This window comes from Streptomyces sp. 8P21H-1 (assembly GCF_013302945.1).
Genome location: NZ_JABTYA010000331.1, coordinates 1 through 16,850 on the forward strand (window position 1 = coordinate 1; position 16,850 = coordinate 16,850).

A 16,850-nucleotide genomic window follows, 5' to 3' on the forward strand; every position below is an offset into this window, starting at 1 on the left:
CGGGGGGGCGGGGGCCGGGAGGGCCGAGGGCCGGGGGGGCCGCCATCCCGGCGGCCGGGCCCGGTGGGTTCACGGGGAAACACACCGGGCCCCGGTTCGGACTCGGCCCCAGCTTGAGCGCGGCTCCGGTTCCGAGTCGGCTTCGGCTCGGACTCGCCTCCGGTTCCGGCTCGCGCCCGGCCCGGTTCCGGGTCGGCTTCGGCTCGGACTCGGGCCCGGCTCGGCTTCAGCTCAGGTTCCTGCCCGGCGTCGGTCCGGTCGCGGCTCGGACACGGCTCCGGTTCCGACTCGGACCCGGCTCCGGCCCGGCCCCGGTTCGGCTTCGGCTTCGGCTTCGGCTTCGGCTCAGGATCCTGCCCGGCGCCGGTCCGGTCGCGGCTCGGACACGGCTCCGGTTCGGACTCGGACCCGGCTCCGGCCCGGCCCCGGTTCGGCTTCGGCTTCGGCTTCGGCTTCGGCTTCGGCTCACGCTCGGCCCCGGTTCGGACTCGGTCCCGGTTCCGGTTCCGGTTCCGGTTCGAGCCCGGCCCAGGCTCGATTCCGGCTCGATTCCGGCTCGGTTCCGAGGAGCTGTGCGTGGTGTCCGCGCGTCGGGTGACAGCCGCCGGGAAATTCGGTCGACAGGCGGGCCGGCGGCGCACTGTGATGGCTCCGACCGCCCGACACGTGGGGCGGACCGGCCGAAGGAGCTGCTCCCAATGAGCGGGGGAGCCACCGGCACCCGTCCGGCGATCGACGCGGCACTGATCAGGTGCCTGGTCGACGCCCAGTTCCCGCAGTGGGCCGGGCTGCCTCTCGAACTGCTCGACCCGGCCGGTTCGGACCATGCGATCTCTACGCCGCCGTCAGCCCCCGGGGCGCCGCGCAGACCACCCGGCAGATCACCGAGGCCCTGATCGGCTGAGCAGCCGGTCCCAGGAAGAGGACGCCGATCGCCTCACGCTCCGGACGGTCCGAGCGCTCCGGGTCCCCACAACCGGGCCCGCACCGACCCCGGAGGCAGACCCGGAGGCAGGCCCCGAGGCAGCCCCGGCCGTGGTGACCCGGTGACGGCCGGAAGTCTCCGCGGCCCCACCCTCCGGGTCACCCCGTCCGAGCCGGACATCACCCCGTCCCAGTCCGACCGGGAGCCGATCCCGCCGGCCTCCCGGATCCCGCCGCCCCCCGGAACTCGGCGAAGGCCAAGTCCTGACCGCGGTCATCACGACAGCCCTGGCCGGAAACACCGTGCCGCGCGGCCCGTGAGCCGCGCGGCCGTCCTCACACGCGCCGATCGCCGGACGGGCCACGGGACCCGTCCGGCGATCGGTGTGGCAGCGCGTCAGACCTGCGCCATCCCCCTGTCCCAGTCCTGGTCGGGACCTGGACGGCGCGCGTCCTCCTCCAGCGACTTGCGGAGCTGGTCGCCCTCCACGTCCACGTTCGGCAGCAGCCGGTCGAGCCAGCGCGGCAGCCACCACGCCTTGTCCCCGAGCAGCGCGAGCACCGCGGGCACGATGGCCATGCGGACCACGAAGGCGTCGAAGAAGACCGCGACGGCCAGCGAGAAGCCGATCAGCTTGATCATGGACTCGGTGGAGCCGGAGAAGCCCGCGAAGACCGCGATCATGATCACCGCGGCGGCGGTGACGACCCGCGCCCCGTGCCGGAAACCGGTGACGATCGCCTGCTTCGGCTGCTCCCCGTGGACGTACGCCTCACGCATCCGGGTGACCAGGAAGACCTCGTAGTCCATGGCGAGACCGAAGACCGTACCCACCATGAAGATCGGCACCATCGACATGATCGGACCGGTCTGCTCGACGCCGAAGAAGTCCGACATCCAGCCCCACTGGAAGACCGCGACCACCGCGCCGAGCGCGGCGACGACGGAGAGCAGGAACCCGAGGGCCGCCTTGAGGGGGACCAGGATCGACCGGAAGATGAGCATCAGCAGCAGGAACGCCAGACCCACGACGACCGCGAGGTAGGGCAGCAGCGCGTCGTTCATCTTCTGGGAGAAGTCGGTGTTCAGCGCGGTGGCGCCGGTGACCAGGACCTTCACCCCGTTGTCCGAGGCGACCTCGCCGCCCGCGTCACGGACGGCGTGGACCAGGTCCTCCGTCTTCACCGACGAGGGGCGGTCCTTCGGGACGGCCGTGAGCATCGCCGTGTCGCCGGCCTTGTTGAAGGTGGCGGGGGTGACGGCGACGACGTCCTTGACCTTCTTCACCGCGTCGGAGACCTGACCGACCGTCTGCTGCCCGTTGTCGTCGCCCTTGAGGTCCACGACGACCACCAGCGGGCCGTTGAAGCCGGGTCCGAAGGCGTCGGAGAGCAGGTCGTACGCCTTGCGCTGGGTGGTGCTGGTCGGCTGCGAGCCGTTGTCGGGCAGGCCCATCTCCAGCGAGGCCGCCGGGACCGCGGCGACGCCGAGGCCGACGACTCCCACGAGGACCACGGCGGCGGGGCGGCGCAGGACGAAACGGGCCCAGCGGGTGCCCATGTTGGGCTTGGCGTGGGGCTCGAGCCGCTCGCGCTCCTGCTTCTTGCGTGCCTTCTTGCCCAGCATGCGCCTGCCCGCGAAGCCCAGCACGGCCGGCACGAGGGTGAGCGCGACCAGGACGGCGATGGCGACCGTGCCGGCGGCGGCGAGGCCCATCTTGGTGAGCATCGGGATGTTGACCACGGCGAGCCCGACGAGCGCGATGACGACGGTGAGGCCCGCGAAGAACACGGCGGATCCCGCCGTCCCGACCGCCCGTCCGGCGGCCTCCTCGGGTTCGTGCCCCTCCGCCAGCTCCGCCCGGTGGCGGGAGACGATGAACAGGGCGTAGTCGATGCCGACGGCGAGGCCGATCATCATCGCGAGGACGCTGGTGGTGGAGTCGAAGTCCATCGCGCTGGCCAGGGTGGCGATGACCGAGACGCTGATCCCGACGCCGATGAGCGCGGTGAGCAGCGACAGACCCGCGGCGATCAGGGAGCCGAAGGTCATGATGAGCACGATCGCGGCCACGGCGACGCCGATGGACTCGGTGGCCCCGGCGGCCGGGATGGCCTGGAGCGCGTCACCGCCGATCTCGACGGTCAGGCCGGACTTCCGCGCGTCGGCCCCGATGTCCTCCAGCGACGTGCGCGTGTCGTCGGTCAGTTCCAGCGTGGTGACCTTGTACGAGACCGCGACGTACGCCGTCGAACCGTCCTCGGAGACGGCGTTCGCCGCGTACGGGTCGACGACCTGCCCGACCTGGTCCGAACCCGCCGGCAACGCCTTGACGACCTTCTCGACCGTGGCCCGGTTCTCGGCCGAGGTCATCGTCTCGCCGTCCGGCGCCTTGAAGACGACCCGGGCGACCGCTCCGTCGACGCTGCTGCCGGGGAAGCGCTCGTCGATCAGGTCGAAGGCCTTCTGCGCCTCCGTGCCCGGGATGGCGAAGCTGGATCCCGAGGTGGGCGCGGACGCGGCACCGACGCCGGAGAGGACCAGCATCGCCACCCATATGAGAGCGACGTAGATACGGCGCCGGAACGCCAACCGTCCTAGTTTGTAGAGAAACGTGGCCACTGGGTGTACTCCCGGTCTGGGGATGGATCAGGTCATGGGGGACGGGCTCGGCCGGGTTCCCGGGCCGGGCCGTGGGGCTGGGTTCGGCCGTCAGCCGGACGGGCGGCGGCACGGGACTCCGTGCGCCGTGGCCGGCGTCACGGGACCACGGAAGTCGCGGGGCTCCCTGCCTGGCGCCCACCATGCGCGCCGGGAGCGGTCACGGCGTTCCCGGCCGTCCCGCGGACCCGGGTGACCCCGGCCGGACCGGGGGCTGCCCCGCTCCTGCCGGGTCCGGTCCTGCTCCTGCGACGAGACATGGTCGTTCCTTCCGGTCGGACACGCTCTGTGCCACAAGCACGAAACTACGCACCGTCCGGCGGCCGCACACTGGGCGTATGACCCAGGTCTGGGGTGGTGCTGGGTACACCCCCGCCGTGGCTCCGGGCCCGGACCGTGCGGCCGTGTGCACAGGCGGCCCCGGTCCGTATGCGCAGGCGGTGAAGGGCGCGTGTGAGGGGTCGGGGGATTCGGCGTCGTGCGGGAGAGTCGGGCCGGGTCTGAGAGAGTGGCAGGTATGGATATCGAGCGCAGGAACAACGTCACTGTCACAGGCAACCCGCTGGGGTCGACGGTGGTACTGGCTCACGGGTTCGGCTGCGACCAGAACATGTGGCGGCTGACGGTGCCCGCGCTCGTCGAGGACCACCAGGTGGTGCTGTTCGACTACGTGGGGTCGGGCCGCTCGGACCTGTCCGCGTTCACGGAGGCCCGTTACGCCACGCTCGACGGGTACGCCAGGGACGTGGTGGAGGTGTGCGAGGCACTCGACCTGCGCGACGCGGTGTTCGTGGGGCACTCGGTCAGCGCGATGATCGGGGTGCTGGCCGCCGACCTGGCTCCGGAGCGCATCGGGGCGCTGGTGATGGTCGCCCCGTCCCCGCGGTACATCGACGACGACGGCTACCGGGGCGGGTTCAGCAAGGAGGACATCGACGAGCTGCTGGTCTCCCTGGATTCGAACTACCTGGGCTGGTCGGCGGCGATGGCACCGGTCATCATGGGGAACGCGGACCGGCCCGAACTGGGCGAGGAGCTGACGAACAGCTTCTGCGCCACCGACCCGGACATGGCGCGCGTCTTCGCCCACGCCACCTTCACCTCGGACTCGCGGGACGACCTGAAGCGCGTACAGGTGCCGACGCTGGTGCTGGAGTGCGCCCAGGACGCCATCGCCCCGCGCGAGGTCGGCGCCTTCGTCCATGCCGCGATCCCCGGTTCGACCCTGGTCACACTCGACGCCACCGGGCACTGCCCGCACCTGTCGGCGCCGGAGGCCACCAACGAGGCGATCACCGGTTTCCTGGCGGGCCTGCGATGACGTGCCGTACCGGGTCGCAGCCCGACCCGCACCGTGCCGACGGGGAGGAGACGCCGGACGCGACGTTCGCCGCGCTGCTGGAGGACAGCGCGGAGGAACTGTACGAGAGCGCGCCGTGCGGCTACCTGTCGACGTTGATGGACGGCACCATCGCCAGGATCAACGGCACTCTTCTGGGCTGGCTCGGCCTGGAGCCGGAGGCGGTGGTGGGCCGGACGCGGTTCAGCGATCTGCTGACGGCGGGCGGCAGGCTCTACCACGAGACGCACTTCGCGCCCCTGCTGCGGATGCAGGGCGAGGTCAGGGGCATAGCCCTCGACATCAGACAGGCCGACGGCGGGCGGCTGCCCGTACTGGTCACCTCCGTCGTCAAGTACGGCAGCACCGGCGAACCGCTGCTGATCCGCACCACGGTCTTCGACGCCCGGGACCGCCGTGCCTACGAGAAGGAGCTGCTGCGGGCCCGCAGGGCGGCCGAGGAGGCGCGCAAGGAGGCCGAGGCCGACCGCGCCCGGCTCCAGGACGCCCTCGCCGTGCTGCAGCAGTCGCTCCTGCCCACCACCCTGCCGCCGGTGCCCGGCGTGGAGGCGGCCGTCCACTACCGCGCCGCCTCCCCCGACCAGCTCGGCGGTGACTTCTACGACCTCTTCCCGGTCGACGGCAAGCGCTTCGCCTTCTTCCTCGGGGACGTGTGCGGCAAGGGCCCGCAGGCCGCCGCCCTCACCTCGCTGACCCGTTACACCCTGCGTACGGCCGCACTGCACGACCCCGACCCCGTCGCCACCCTCAGCACCCTGAACACGGCCCTCCACGAGCGGTACACGGGCAACGACCCGCGCTACTGCACCGTCGTCTTCGGCCTGCTCGAACCGGACGCCGCGAGCGGAGAGGTCGCCGTCCACCTCGCCGCGGGCGGCCACCCACCGGCCCTCGTCCTGCGTGCCGACGGCAGGGCCGACTTCCTGCCCACCCCCGGCGGCCTGATCGTCGGTGTCCTGCCCGCCGCCCGCTTCGTCACCGCCGCCACCACCCTGGGCCCCGGCGACACGCTCCTGCTCTACACCGACGGCCTGACCGAGGCACGCACCGGCGAGGACCGCACGAGCCTGTACGGGGACGAGGCCCTGCGCGCCTTCCTGGCCGGCCGCGCCGGTGAGTCGCCGCACGCCGTGATGGAGGCCCTGACCGGCCTGCTGGACGGCTTCGGCGACGGTCTCGACGACGACACCGCCCTGCTCGCCCTCGGCGTTCCGGCCCGCCCCGCCGCCGGGCACGGACACGACCGGGACGGCTGACCGGACCACGGCGTCGTCACACCGCGGCCGGAGCGCGCCGTGCCCGGCCGTCATGAGCCGGGCATGGGCCGTCTGCGCGAAAACACCCCGCACACCGCCCACGTTCGAGTGAGGGAGACGTGCTGTCGGCACCTCGCGCGGTGATCATGAGTGCAAGAGCGACGAGGGCGCGCGATCGCGTGGCCGTACCTCCCGCTCGTGTGTCCATCACCTCTCCATCAGGAGCAACCATGCGCGTGCGTACCATCCTCTCCGCCGGTGTCTTCGCCTTCACCGCGGTCCTAGGCGGCGCCGGCTCGGCCCTCGCCGACGAGCACGACGAGTCCCACAGCGGGGGCGAATTCCGTATCTGCGGCCAGTTCGCGCACGCGGAGGACAGCTCGGCGAGCTGGGGCACCGGATGCGCGGAGTCCCGCTGGGTCGGCGAGGCCCCGGAGTTCGAGATCTCGGACTGACCGGCCGGAAAACGGGCCACCCGGAAGCGGGCCGCCCCGGGAGTGGTCTTCCCCGGAGCGGCCCGATCGCCGGCACGGCCGGCGCCCTCCTCCCGTGATCCGCTCACGGGAGGAGGGCGCTTCCGCGTTGCACGGCGAGGTGCGCGGCACGGGCGGCATCCGTGCCCTCCGCCCCGGTCGGAGACACCCCGCCGTACGCCCTCCGCCGACTCGGCGCATCCACCGTGAGGACGGAGGGGCGGCGGTCCCCCTGCCGTTCACCCGGGGACGGGCGCGGTCAGCCGGGGACGGCACGGTCGCGCGGCCGGTCGGTGCACATGGGTCAGATGTCGAGCACGATGACGTCGTCGTCGACCGGACGAACCACACAGGGGAAGCAGACACCGGCAGCACGGGTCGTGCCGACGAGACTGTCACCGTGGTCGGTCCGCCCGGCGAGCCGGCGGGAACCCTGATCCTGACGCCGGATCGGCCGAGTTCGACCTCGGGTCGAGAGGTCCCGGGGGTAGCGAATGCCGTCGATGCGGGCGGTTCTGGAAGCTCGGCAGAACGCCGCCGCCTCGCAGGTGAAGGAACTTCAAGCCGAACTGGAACGGGTGCGGGCTGCTTTGGCGGGCACGGAAGAGGTGCACCGGTGCCGGGTGATCGGCCTGGAGCAGTACCTGGAGGCGCTGGCCGAGGAGGCGGCACCGCCCGGCGTGGTCGGCGAGGTGTCACGGAAGAAGGCGGTCGGACCGCGCCGGGCGGTGCCTCACCGGCGACAGGCGACCGAGGTGAAGGAGTCGTCGCCGGACTGTCAGGCGTTGACGGCCGCCGCGGCCGATGCAGGAAACGATGGGCCGGGTGCGGGCGGCGGTGGTGCGGGGCCGGGACAGCGCGTCCGGCTCCTGCTTGGAGCGACTCGGCGACATCCCCACGTCAGTGGGGCCCACCCCGCGGCAGATCGGCGTTCCCACCACCGCGACCCCGTTGCCGATCATCGACGTCAGGCAAGGCGGGACAGGCTTCGCACCGCGCCGATGTTCAGAGTGCGCACAGGCCGGGGAGGGTGACACAGTCACTGCCGTGACCTTGATGAACGTGCTCGTCGACTTCGCCCGAACCGGCCGGGTCGGCGCGCTTCACTGCGGAATGCCCCTGTCCGAGGCTGAAGACCTCCTCGGCCCGGGGCGCCCGCACCCTGCCCACATCATGAAGGGGCCCGACATCGGCGGCTATCCCTACTCCTGGGACGGGCTGGAACTGGTGGTCACGCAGCGGACCGTCAGCGGCATCCGGGTCAACCTCTGGCCTGGATCGACCGCCGGACTCCCGCCGCTCGTCCTGCCCGATTCCGAGTCGTTCGAGGCCACCGTACTCCGCGAGGAACTGGTCACCGCCCTCGAAACCGCAGGCTGCCACCACGAGGTCAACCCTGTCCTTACCTTCGGCGAGCAGTCGAGCATCCTCACCCAGCCAGCCGGGGTCTGTGCCGTCTTCAGCCTGCCTGGCCGGGACCACCACGTCCCGCACCGCGGTCGGCACTACCTCGACGTGATGCACAAGCACATCGCTTGACATCGCTGATTCCACAGAGAGGGCGGGAAATCCGAAGGCATCGCTCGCCATTCGATGGACTTCACCCGCGTCTTCCGCGCCCAGTACGGCCCACCGCCGCGGGAGTGCCGCCGGTCGGTGCTGCCGCAGCGGTCCGGCACCCGGCGTTGAACGGACGGACGTCGCCCCGGCAGGCACCGGCCTGCCGGGGCGACGTCCGTCCGTCCCTGTCGAGTCCGGAAGGGAGCGGTGGTGTCCACCACGGCTCCCACTCCCTCGGCAGGAGTCGGTCAGCAGTGGGACCCGTTGTTCGTCTGGAAAGCGGTGTACCAGTTGCTGACCCAGCCGTTCTGGTTGTTCGACTGCCGGCGCACGTGCCACCAGGCCTGGTCGTCATTGACCGCCGTGCCGGTGTCCCAGCAGTGCGCGTACAGACGCTCGCCGGCCTGAAGCTGACCGATGATTGAACACCCGCCTGAACCGGAGTGGGGTCCGGAGCGCAGGTTGACCCCGTCGCCGTACACGATGCTTTCCTGCGCGGACTTGTTGCTCCACGCGTGACTGCAGGACAGCACTCCTGTAGGTGAGGCCATGGCCGGAGCTGCCGTGGTGACTGCCAGTCCTCCCGCCAACAGCGCCCCTGACAGAGCAACATGACCGATACGTGAACGAATACGCATGTCTCCCCCTCTACGAATACGGACCCTCCGTAGGACTCCGGCAAAGAGCACCGGTTCCTTGGTGAATCCTCCTTCTGGGTTCCTAGAGGGAGGATATGGAAGCGCAGACATGACATCTTCCATCGATTAGTTGACTTTGAAGTAAACTCTCGCGGTAGTCCGTGTTCCCAATACAACTGACGCAGTATCCAAACATCGCAATGTTTTGAGATTTGCAAGAATCGGATGCTGTTGGGACCTTGGGCACGACCAGGATCCGGGTGGCAACCGTCCTGAATCGTCATCCGTGGAAAACAAGCCCCCCGACGGCGCAGGTAGCGGTGCGCAGAGCGGCACGGAACGCTTGCAGGTGTCATGAACCGCCGGTTCACACTGCGCGTCGAAGTTTGGTGCGCACCTTGTGGCGGGCTGGTGAGGGGCAGCGCAGGCGTATGCCTCGCCGACGGCAAGCACTCTGCCAATGTCATGGCGGATAACCGAAGGGCGGTTGCTCAAGCCTGGTGGCCGACCGGGACCGGGTCGGGTCAGGTCAGGTCGGTTTGGGCGCCCTGGCCGGGGAACCGGCACCGCCGACAGCGGTCGACGTCCGCGCCGGTGGCCGGCACCCGACCACCACAGCCGGACCGGCTCGGTGCCCCCGCCGCTGGGCAGCCTCCGACGACCAGACGGAGGACGGTGCCCTCGATGAGGAGCAGCGGCCCGTCGCGGCCAAGCCATGCGGCCCGCCGGGTCGGATACGGGTGCAACCGGTCCCGCGCCTGCGCGGTGGTCCTTCCATGGAGACCTCCGCGGCAAGACGTCAGTCCTCATCGAGGCCGCGGAAGGTCCCTGATCCTCGGCGGCGTCGGCGAACTCCGCACAGTCCCTGTGGGCGATGCCGGGGTTGGCCGGGACGTCGGGAAACCACTGAGCAGGGAGCCAGGGATTCCGTGATCCTCTCGACCGGCACCGACACCGACCGTCACCAGACCGGGCACCCTCTGCCCGAAGCTCACAGATTGATGAACTTCCACCACGCGCAGTGAGTGCGCATTAGGGTCTCTGCCGTACACGCATTCCGGAGGGGACTTGACCGACATGCGCCTGAGCCCACCACGCCCGATCCCCCGAGAGAGGACAGGTGGACTGATGCCCGCCGACCTCAGGTCGACACTCTCTTCCTTTTACGCTCGTACGGCAACCGCCGCTCTGACGCTCTCCCTCTGCTTAGGGTGCACCAAGGAATCCATCACCGCCGACATGAGCAGAGCTGACGCAGCAAAATGGGGCGAGAAGGTGATCGACTGTTCCGTCCCGGGAATAGGGATTGAAACTCCACGTTTTATGATCAAATCAGATGTCACTGCCGACGGAAAGCGGGACGTCATCGTTTCACTTGAGTGCATGACGGGAAACTCCAGCTCGTTCAGCCATGTCACGGTCCTGGACGGAGCGTCCCCCGCCGACAAGCCCAAAATCCTAGGCACGCTGGTCAGAATGCCAAAAACCCAGGATTACAGGCAGGCACTCAAAACGGGTGCAAAGGCAAGAAAAATAAAAGTCAAGGGAAATATGATCACCGTGGTGGCCGATCAATGGCGCTACATGGACTCCACAGCATGCCCCAGCCGGAAGTACGTCCAGATCTTCACGGTCGAGGAAGGCAAGATATCGGCACAGAAGGCATCGCATCTCGACGTTGAAAACTGCTGGTAAGCGCCAGGCGCAGGCAGGGGACATCCATGGCGAACGATGACGAAGAACGAAGAATACGGCCCGAAGAAGCCGACAGACCGCAACCGTCGACCCCCACCTCACACTCCGGGGACGCACAGCAGCAGCCCTCGACCCCCGATCGCGCTCCAGGCCGTGGAGCAGAGGGTGACGACTCCGACATGGAACCCGCACGACAGGAACCACGTTCATTCTGGGAGCACGCGCAGGAGACCTTTCAAGCCCACCGCCTGGGTGTACTGATTATCGGGGCCACAGCCGTCGTCGGGCTGCTCGCCACTGCGGTCGGGCTGGTTTTCTCGCTCTTCCCCGACCTTCAACCGAAACCAGAAAGTAAATCCTCGCTGGAGATCGAGAACGTGGCCGTCGGCGGCATCACAGAGATTCACGGGAGAACGGAAGTCCCCGAAGCGGAGACGTACAAGAGGACTTTTGAAGCGCCAGTAGTCGCAATCGCCCTGTCGAACGACGGAGACAAGACCGCTTACGTGAAGTCGGGTAAGTTCACCTTCTTCGCGGCCCGAGACATGGCCGAGTGCTCCAGAATCGGCGGCGGGAACATCGACTACGTGAACTTCGACGTGAACGTCCCGGCAACGGTAAAATCCGGTGACACATTGGAAAAAACAACCTTCTTTCAAGTGCGCCCCAAGAAGAGCGAGTCCCTGACCTTCTCTCTCGGACCGGCCGGTAGTTCGGTCTCGGAGTACTGGGTGTACGGATTCTCTCTGGAGCTCACAACAGGATCGGGCTCGGTTTCAGTCCCCAGGACAGCGGTGTCAAATGTCGAGCTGTGGTCGAAGGAAGTCCTGCAGTGGGCGGCCCAGCAGACAGCGCCGAGCGAGCCGTACGCCGAAGACAGCCGTAAGTGCTACACACGAACTCTCGATATCGTCAACAAAGTCATCGAAGAGGCGGAACCCGTCCCCGCAGGGCTGCAAGAGTCGCCGTAAAACTCGAAGCCATCATCTCCGCCTGACCCGCCCGATCCGCCCGATCCGCCTGATCCGCCCGAGTTCTCACGCAGCCCCACGAACAGGGGATTGACCGGAGCCTCGTCGGTGGCCTCGGGGATCAACCGGCAGTCGCGGCAGCCCTGTTGGCGAACTCACTGAGGGCCTCATGCGGGTGAAGCCTGTCCGCCCGCCCCGACGCATGGCGTGCCCCTCGCGATCGGGCCCCGAGACGTCGGGAGGACGTCAGCGGCGCGGGCGCGCGAGTCGGCACAGGCACCCCGCGTACTCGTTGGGCGGGTACCCGCTCAACGACAGCCGGACGGCGGCGTCCGGCCGCCCGGACCCGGTCACGGTGACGTCGCCGTTGACGGTCGTCAGGCGCAGGGCCGCGGAGACACCCGCCACGTCGATGCCGGCGTTGCGGGCGGAGACGGTGACGGACGTGTCCGCCGGGACCTCGACCGCGGGCATCCGGGGACACTCCCCGGCGTCGGCGCGGTCGCCCCGTGCCGGGCACGACAGGTCGAGGAGCCAGGTGCCGTCCCGGTGGGACCAGGTGTGCCGCACGTGCCGGTCGACGCCGGCCCGGTCGCTGTCGGCGGGCCGCAGCCGCACCCCGCCGTCGGTGCTGATGACCAGGTCGGCGCCCCGGGACAGGACCGGCCGCGCCCCGGCCGCCCATGAGCCGTCGTCCCCGTCGTCCCCGTCGCTCCCGTGGTGGCCCGCGCCGCACGCCGCGACGAGGGGCGCGATCGCCACGAGGGCGACCAGGCGCCGTACACGGGTCGTTGTCGTGATGTCCATGGCTGTGATGTCCACGGCTGTGGTGTCCATGCCCGGCCGGTTTCCCCCTGTCCGCCCGTCCATGGCTCCCGGCCGCTCAGCAGCGCCATGACAAGCGCGGCACCACAGCAAGCGCAGCACCGCAGCACCGCAGCACCACAGCAAGCGCAGCGTCATGGCAAGCTCAGAAGGAATCACTCACTCGATCGAGTGACACATCAGAGAGATGCATCGTTTCTGCATGGTCGTCGCGGCCTACCGTGGGCAGGTGTGAGGCGACCTGGCCCCCGTCAGCCTGCAGCAATCGACCGGTGCCGCCAGCGCGTTGCCCAGCCGCAGCGGCGGCGGCCCGGACCGCGTCCAAGGTGAGGCCTACATGCCGTTGCACAACTCCCGATCCCTTCCCGAAACGGATCTGCCCGGCGCCCACGCGCGCTGTTTCCCCCGTGGCGAGGTCACCGTGGTGGAACTGCACGGAGAGATCGACCTCTGCTCCGCCGGTCGGCTGACCGTCGACCTCGACATCGTCACCGGACGGGCCGCCCCGCACGTCCTGGTCGACCTGCGGCCCGTGACCTTCATCGACTCCAGCGGCCTGAACCTCCTGCACCGCGCCCACTGCCGGGCCCGCTCCCGCGGCGGCAGCCTCCGGCTGGTCACCGACCAGCCGCGCGTCCGGCAGCTCCTGCACCTCACCGCCCCCGGTCTCCTCCCCGTCTCGGCCACCCTGGAGGACGCGGAGCGGGGCGGCACGGCCGCCGGGGCCGCGGGCTCCCCGCCGACGCGGCGGGTCCTCAGGGAAGGGGAGACCGGTTCCCCCAGTCGAGGCGGAGCACGGCCAGGTCGTCGGAGTGCCGCCCGGCGTTGAGCGTATGGGTCTCCTGGATGAGGAGGTCGACGTGGGCGGCCGGGTCAGCCGGGGGGAGGTGCTCCATCAGGGTGAGCAGGCCCTCGACCCCCAGCCGCTCCCCCTTCGTCCCGTTGTGGCCCTCGGTGAGGCCGTCGGTGTAGAGGGTCAGGGCCCCGGCGGGCGGGAGCGGGACGACCGTGGAGGGCCAGCTGCGGAGACCGGGGACGATGCCCAGGGCGATGCCGTGCGCGGCGGAGATCTCCCAGGTCCCCTCGCCGGTGGTGAGGAGGGGCTCGTGGTGGCCGGCGAGGTACAGGGTGGCGGTGCCGGCCTTCTGGTCGAGCGTGAGGAGGGTGCAGGTGGCGAAGAGCTGCTGGTCGCCGCGTTCGGCGACCAGGATGCGTTCCATCAGGTGCAGCAGGTCGTCCCCGCGGTGCCCGCCGAGCACGAGGGAGCGCCACGCTATCCGCAGGCACACGCCCAGCGCGGCCGCGTCGGGGCCGTGGCCGCTGACGTCGCCCACCACGGCGTGCAGCAGCCCGTCGTCGCCTTCCACCACGTCGAGGAAGTCCCCGCCGAGCAGGGTCATGGCGGCGCCCGGCAGATAGCGGGACGTCACCCGCACCGTGGAGGTGTCCAGGATCGGCTGGGGCAGCAGGCCGCGTTCCAGCCGGGCGTTCTCCTCCGCCCGCAGCCGGATGGCCTGGGCCTCGGCGCTCGCCCGCTCGGTCTTGCTCCGGTAGACGGCGTAGCGCAGCGTCCGCTGCAGGAGGTCCGCCTCCACCTTGCCCTTGACGAGGTAGTCCTGGGCCCCGGCGGCCATGGCGTCGGTGCCCGCCCGGTCCTCGGACAGCCCGGTCAGGACGATCACCGCGGTGTGCGGGGCCAGCCGCCGGACGGCCGTGACCGCGTCGATGCCCGACACGTCGGGCAGGTGCAGGTCGAGCAGCACGCAGTCGATCGGCGTGCCGACCAGTTCGGCGCGGGCCTCGGCCAGGGTGGTCCGGGTGGTCAGCGCGAACCGCAGCCCCGTGTCGTACAGGAGTTCCTCCACGAGCAGGGCGTCGCCCAGGTCGTCCTCGATGAGGAGGATGCGGTACATCGGCTTCTCGGGCGCCGCTGCCGGGGCGGCCGGCATGGCTTCCGTCATCGTGCCGGCTCCAGATCGGAGCGGGTGGCCTCCGGCAGCGTCGAGGGGCCGGGGGTCTCCGGCGGCCGGGGCGCGAGGGTGAAGACGATGCGCGCGCCGTCGCGGTAGTCCGGGTCGACACCGATGGTGCCGCCGTGGAACTCGACGATCTTCTTGCACATCGCGAGACCGATGCCGCTGCCGGCATAGGCGTCCTTGGTGTGCAGCCGCTGGAAGATGACGAAGATCTTGTCGGCGTACTCCGGCGCGATGCCGATGCCGTTGTCGGTGACGGTGAACCGCCACAGCTCACCCTCCCGGTCCGCCGTGATGTGGATCTTCGGCGCCTCTCCCGGGCGGCGGAACTTGACCGCGTTGCCGATGAGGTTCTGCCAGAGCATGCCCACCTGGGTGGGGTCCGCGACCAGGGTCGGCAGCGGATCGTGGGTGATCGTCGCACCGGCCTCCTCGATGCCGACGCTCAGCGAGGACAGGGTCCGCTCCAGCACCGTGCCCAGGTCGACGCTCTGGTGGGCGTTGTGCACCCGTCCCACCCGGGAGAAGTCGAGCAGGTCGTTGATGAGGACCTGCATGCGGTTCGCCCCGTCGACCGCGAAGTCGATGTACTGGTCGGCCCGGCTGTCGAGCTGCCCCCCGTAGCGTCGCTGGAGGAGCTGGGTGAAGCTGGAGACCTTGCGCAGCGGCTCCTGCAGGTCGTGGGAGGCCACGTAGGCGAACTGCTCCAGCTCGGCGTTGGAGCGCTGGAGGTCCGCGGCCTGCGCGTCCAGCCGCAGCCGGGTCTCCTCGCTGGAGGCCAGCTCCCGCACGAGGCGCCGGCGCATGAAGTCGATCTCACCGCTGAGGCGCCGCAGGTCCGCGGGCCCGGTCGGGCTGATGGGGTGGTCGAAGTCGCCGCCCGAGATGGCGCGGGCGTCCGCGCTCAGCTGCTCCAGGGGCTTGTTGATACCGCGGCGCAGCCCTTCGAAGACCAGGGCCGTCAGGGCGACGATAAGCACCGCGATGGCGCTGAACACCCAGTTCCTCACGTTCAGCGTGGTCATCAGGTCCTCCCGCGCCCGGACGCGGTCCGCGCGCAGCCGCTCCTGCTGGCCCCCCAGGGCGGCACGTACCTCGTCGAAGGCGGCCTTGCCCTCCGCCGCCCGCTGCGCGGCCAGCGGTGAGGGTGCGCCGGCCGGCGCGGCGGCGATCGGCCGGGCGAACCCCTCCTGCCACCTCACCACGGCGTCCTGCACGGTCTTCAGGTCCCTCAGCCCTGCGGGATCGTCCCGGAGCAGCCCGGCGAGTTCCGCACGGGCGTTCTCCTGCTCGGTGATCCCCTGCCGGTAGGGGGTGACGAAGTCCTTCGTGCCGGTGAGCCCGTAGCCGCGGATCCCGGTCTCCTGGTTGAGCACGGCCGCTTCCAGGCGGATCGCGACGGTCAGCGCGGGAGAGCGCACGTCCACGAGGTCCTTGCTGAGCGTCTCGGTCCGGTCGAGGACCCAGGCGCCCACCGTTCCGAGCAGGGCGAGAACCACCAGGGAGACGGCGACCCCCACGCGGAGCCACCGCCGGGTCGTCCACGCGGAAAGCCCTCGCGTACGCGATTGCCTCTCATCGCCGGTCATCCTGTGGACTCCTCGCTGTGCCGGTGGCCGTGAAAGTTTGAGCAGCACACTTTAGATCGTGACAACCCTTGTTGTCGCGGCGCGTCCGAGGGACCTAGAGTGCGGGTATGCCTGGCAAGGACTTCGTGCTGCGGATGACCCCGCAGGAGACAGCCGCCCTCGCGGACGCGGCGGTCGGCGATCTCGCACAGCGCCTTGCCGGCCGGCTGCTGGAATCCCCGCCCCGCCCGGCACCGGACGACCCGGCGCACGCCCTGGCCCTGCTGCACGTACTGGATCATCTCAAGCAGGCCACCGAACGGCTGCAGCAGGAAGCGGCCGTGTCCGCCGCCCGCGCGGGTGCCGGGTATCCGCAGATCGGCGCCGCCTGCGGCATGACCCGGCAGGGCGCCCGGCGTCGCTGGCCGGGGCTCTTCCACCACTCCACCGAGAAACCCACGGAGCAACTGACGATGACCAGCCCCATCCGTCCCTTCGACGTCCTGCTCGTCGAAGACGACATCGCCGACGCCATGCTCATCGAGGAAGCCCTCTCCGAGCGCGGGGCCCGCAACCTGGTCCAGGTCACCGACGGAGTCGCGGCGCTGGAACACCTGCGGACCCCGGGAGCCCCGCGGCCCGACCTCATCGTCCTCGACCTGAACATGCCGCGGATGAACGGCCGCGACCTGCTCAAGGTCCTGAAGAACGACGACGACCTGCAGACGATCCCGGTGGTCGTCCTCACCACGTCCACCGCTCCGGACGACGTCACGGGTGCCTACAGCAGTCACGCCAACGCGTACGTGACCAAGCCCGTCAACCTGGAGGAGTTCGAGCGGGCGGTGCAGAGCATCGACGCCTTCTACCTCGACACCGCCACGCGCCCCCGCCCCTGACCCCGCACGCCGCGGCGCCGGCCGGGGCGGGACAGGTGTCCCG

The 16,850-nt window shown here is 70.1% G+C and carries 14 protein-coding genes and 1 pseudogene; 10 read left to right on the plus strand and 5 right to left on the minus strand.

The genetic code is table 11. The features are described 5' to 3' along the window. Nucleotides 1–698: 698 nt before the first annotated feature. Nucleotides 699–833, plus strand: a pseudogene (locus HO151_RS06860) (phosphotransferase); the annotation flags it as partial. A gap of 488 nt (nt 834–1,321) precedes the next feature. Here HO151_RS06860 and HO151_RS06865 read toward each other — a convergent pair. After that, on the minus strand, nt 1,322–3,547 hold the full coding sequence (locus tag HO151_RS06865; protein WP_173895194.1) for an MMPL family transporter: 2,226 nt from the start codon (nt 3,545–3,547) through the stop codon (nt 1,322–1,324). 556 nt (nt 3,548–4,103) lie between these two features. Between HO151_RS06865 and HO151_RS06870 the strand changes: the two genes are divergently transcribed. The 5 genes from HO151_RS06870 to HO151_RS06885 all read left to right on the plus strand — a co-directional run bounded on the left by HO151_RS06870 (nt 4,104) and on the right by HO151_RS06885 (nt 8,214). Then, nucleotides 4,104–4,907, plus strand: a complete 804-nt coding sequence (locus HO151_RS06870; protein ID WP_173895195.1) for an alpha/beta fold hydrolase — start codon at nt 4,104–4,106, stop codon at nt 4,905–4,907. Further along, entirely contained in the window at nt 4,904–6,202 is a 1,299-nt protein-coding gene (locus HO151_RS06875) for a PP2C family protein-serine/threonine phosphatase (RefSeq protein WP_173895196.1), read from the plus strand. Before HO151_RS06870 ends, HO151_RS06875 begins: the two co-directional genes overlap by 4 nt. Before the next feature lie 230 nt (nt 6,203–6,432). Beyond that, entirely contained in the window at nt 6,433–6,657 is a 225-nt protein-coding gene (locus HO151_RS06880; protein WP_173895197.1) for a hypothetical protein, read from the plus strand. 512 nt (nt 6,658–7,169) lie between these two features. After that, nucleotides 7,170–7,709 carry a hypothetical protein gene (locus HO151_RS07055; protein ID WP_217422941.1) on the plus strand — a complete coding sequence of 180 codons (540 nt, stop codon included), beginning with the start codon at nt 7,170–7,172 and terminating at the stop codon, nt 7,707–7,709. Nucleotides 7,710–7,731: 22 nt separating this feature from the next. Beyond that, the gene (locus tag HO151_RS06885) at nt 7,732–8,214 is read left to right on the plus strand and encodes a hypothetical protein (RefSeq protein ID WP_217422945.1); all 483 of its coding nucleotides are present in this window, start codon (nt 7,732–7,734) and stop codon (nt 8,212–8,214) included. Between the two features lie 269 nt (nt 8,215–8,483). On the opposite strand, the gene HO151_RS06890 is transcribed toward HO151_RS06885, so the two are convergent. Next, nucleotides 8,484–8,768: an SH3 domain-containing protein gene (locus HO151_RS06890; protein ID WP_217422942.1), complete on the minus strand. Its 285-nt coding sequence runs from the start codon at nt 8,766–8,768 to the stop codon at nt 8,484–8,486. Between the two features lie 1,233 nt (nt 8,769–10,001). On the opposite strand from HO151_RS06890, the gene HO151_RS06895 reads away from it, so the two are divergent. Further along, nucleotides 10,002–10,568 carry a hypothetical protein gene (locus HO151_RS06895; protein ID WP_217422943.1) on the plus strand — a complete coding sequence of 189 codons (567 nt, stop codon included), beginning with the start codon at nt 10,002–10,004 and terminating at the stop codon, nt 10,566–10,568. Between the two features lie 179 nt (nt 10,569–10,747). Then, complete coding sequence (locus HO151_RS06900) at nt 10,748–11,539, plus strand: hypothetical protein (RefSeq protein ID WP_173895200.1); 792 nt, start codon at nt 10,748–10,750, stop codon at nt 11,537–11,539. A gap of 246 nt (nt 11,540–11,785) precedes the next feature. Here HO151_RS06900 and HO151_RS06905 read toward each other — a convergent pair whose 3' ends face one another. Continuing rightward, nucleotides 11,786–12,376 carry a hypothetical protein gene (locus HO151_RS06905; protein ID WP_173895201.1) on the minus strand — a complete coding sequence of 197 codons (591 nt, stop codon included), beginning with the start codon at nt 12,374–12,376 and terminating at the stop codon, nt 11,786–11,788. A 325-nt stretch (nt 12,377–12,701) separates the two neighbouring features. Between HO151_RS06905 and HO151_RS06910 the strand changes: the two genes are divergently transcribed. Beyond that, a complete protein-coding gene (locus HO151_RS06910) occupies nt 12,702–13,193 on the plus strand; it encodes an STAS domain-containing protein (RefSeq protein WP_173895202.1) in 492 nt (163 codons plus the stop codon). Here HO151_RS06910 and HO151_RS06915 read toward each other — a convergent pair. Then, complete coding sequence (locus HO151_RS06915; protein ID WP_173895203.1) at nt 13,120–14,325, minus strand: PP2C family protein-serine/threonine phosphatase; 1,206 nt, start codon at nt 14,323–14,325, stop codon at nt 13,120–13,122. The genes HO151_RS06910 and HO151_RS06915 overlap by 74 nt on opposite strands. Beyond that, on the minus strand, nt 14,322–15,929 hold the full coding sequence (locus HO151_RS06920) for an ATP-binding protein (protein WP_173895204.1): 1,608 nt from the start codon (nt 15,927–15,929) through the stop codon (nt 14,322–14,324). The genes HO151_RS06915 and HO151_RS06920 overlap by 4 nt, the downstream gene beginning before the upstream one ends. A gap of 107 nt (nt 15,930–16,036) precedes the next feature. On the opposite strand from HO151_RS06920, the gene HO151_RS06925 reads away from it, so the two are divergent. Next, entirely contained in the window at nt 16,037–16,807 is a 771-nt protein-coding gene (locus HO151_RS06925; RefSeq protein ID WP_173895205.1) for a response regulator, read from the plus strand. Nucleotides 16,808–16,850: the final 43 nt, after the last annotated feature.

Excerpts from the sequence above, each read along its gene's own strand:
- HO151_RS06870 (WP_173895195.1), top strand. The coding sequence starts at position 4,104 with ATGGATATCGAGCGCAGGAACAACGTCACTGTCACAGGCAACCCGCTG.
- HO151_RS06880 (WP_173895197.1), top strand. The coding sequence starts at position 6,433 with ATGCGCGTGCGTACCATCCTCTCCGCCGGTGTCTTCGCCTTCACCGCG.
- HO151_RS07055 (WP_217422941.1), top strand. The coding sequence starts at position 7,170 with ATGCCGTCGATGCGGGCGGTTCTGGAAGCTCGGCAGAACGCCGCCGCC.
- HO151_RS06875 (WP_173895196.1), top strand. The coding sequence starts at position 4,904 with ATGACGTGCCGTACCGGGTCGCAGCCCGACCCGCACCGTGCCGACGGG.
- HO151_RS06885 (WP_217422945.1), top strand. The coding sequence starts at position 7,732 with ATGAACGTGCTCGTCGACTTCGCCCGAACCGGCCGGGTCGGCGCGCTT.
- HO151_RS06915 (WP_173895203.1), bottom strand. The coding sequence starts at position 14,325 with ATGACGGAAGCCATGCCGGCCGCCCCGGCAGCGGCGCCCGAGAAGCCG.
- HO151_RS06905 (WP_173895201.1), bottom strand. The coding sequence starts at position 12,376 with ATGGACACCACAGCCGTGGACATCACAGCCATGGACATCACGACAACG.
- HO151_RS06920 (WP_173895204.1), bottom strand. The coding sequence starts at position 15,929 with ATGACCGGCGATGAGAGGCAATCGCGTACGCGAGGGCTTTCCGCGTGG.
- HO151_RS06910 (WP_173895202.1), top strand. The coding sequence starts at position 12,702 with ATGCCGTTGCACAACTCCCGATCCCTTCCCGAAACGGATCTGCCCGGC.
- HO151_RS06900 (WP_173895200.1), top strand. The coding sequence starts at position 10,748 with ATGGAACCCGCACGACAGGAACCACGTTCATTCTGGGAGCACGCGCAG.
- HO151_RS06895 (WP_217422943.1), top strand. The coding sequence starts at position 10,002 with ATGCCCGCCGACCTCAGGTCGACACTCTCTTCCTTTTACGCTCGTACG.
- HO151_RS06925 (WP_173895205.1), top strand. The coding sequence starts at position 16,037 with ATGCCTGGCAAGGACTTCGTGCTGCGGATGACCCCGCAGGAGACAGCC.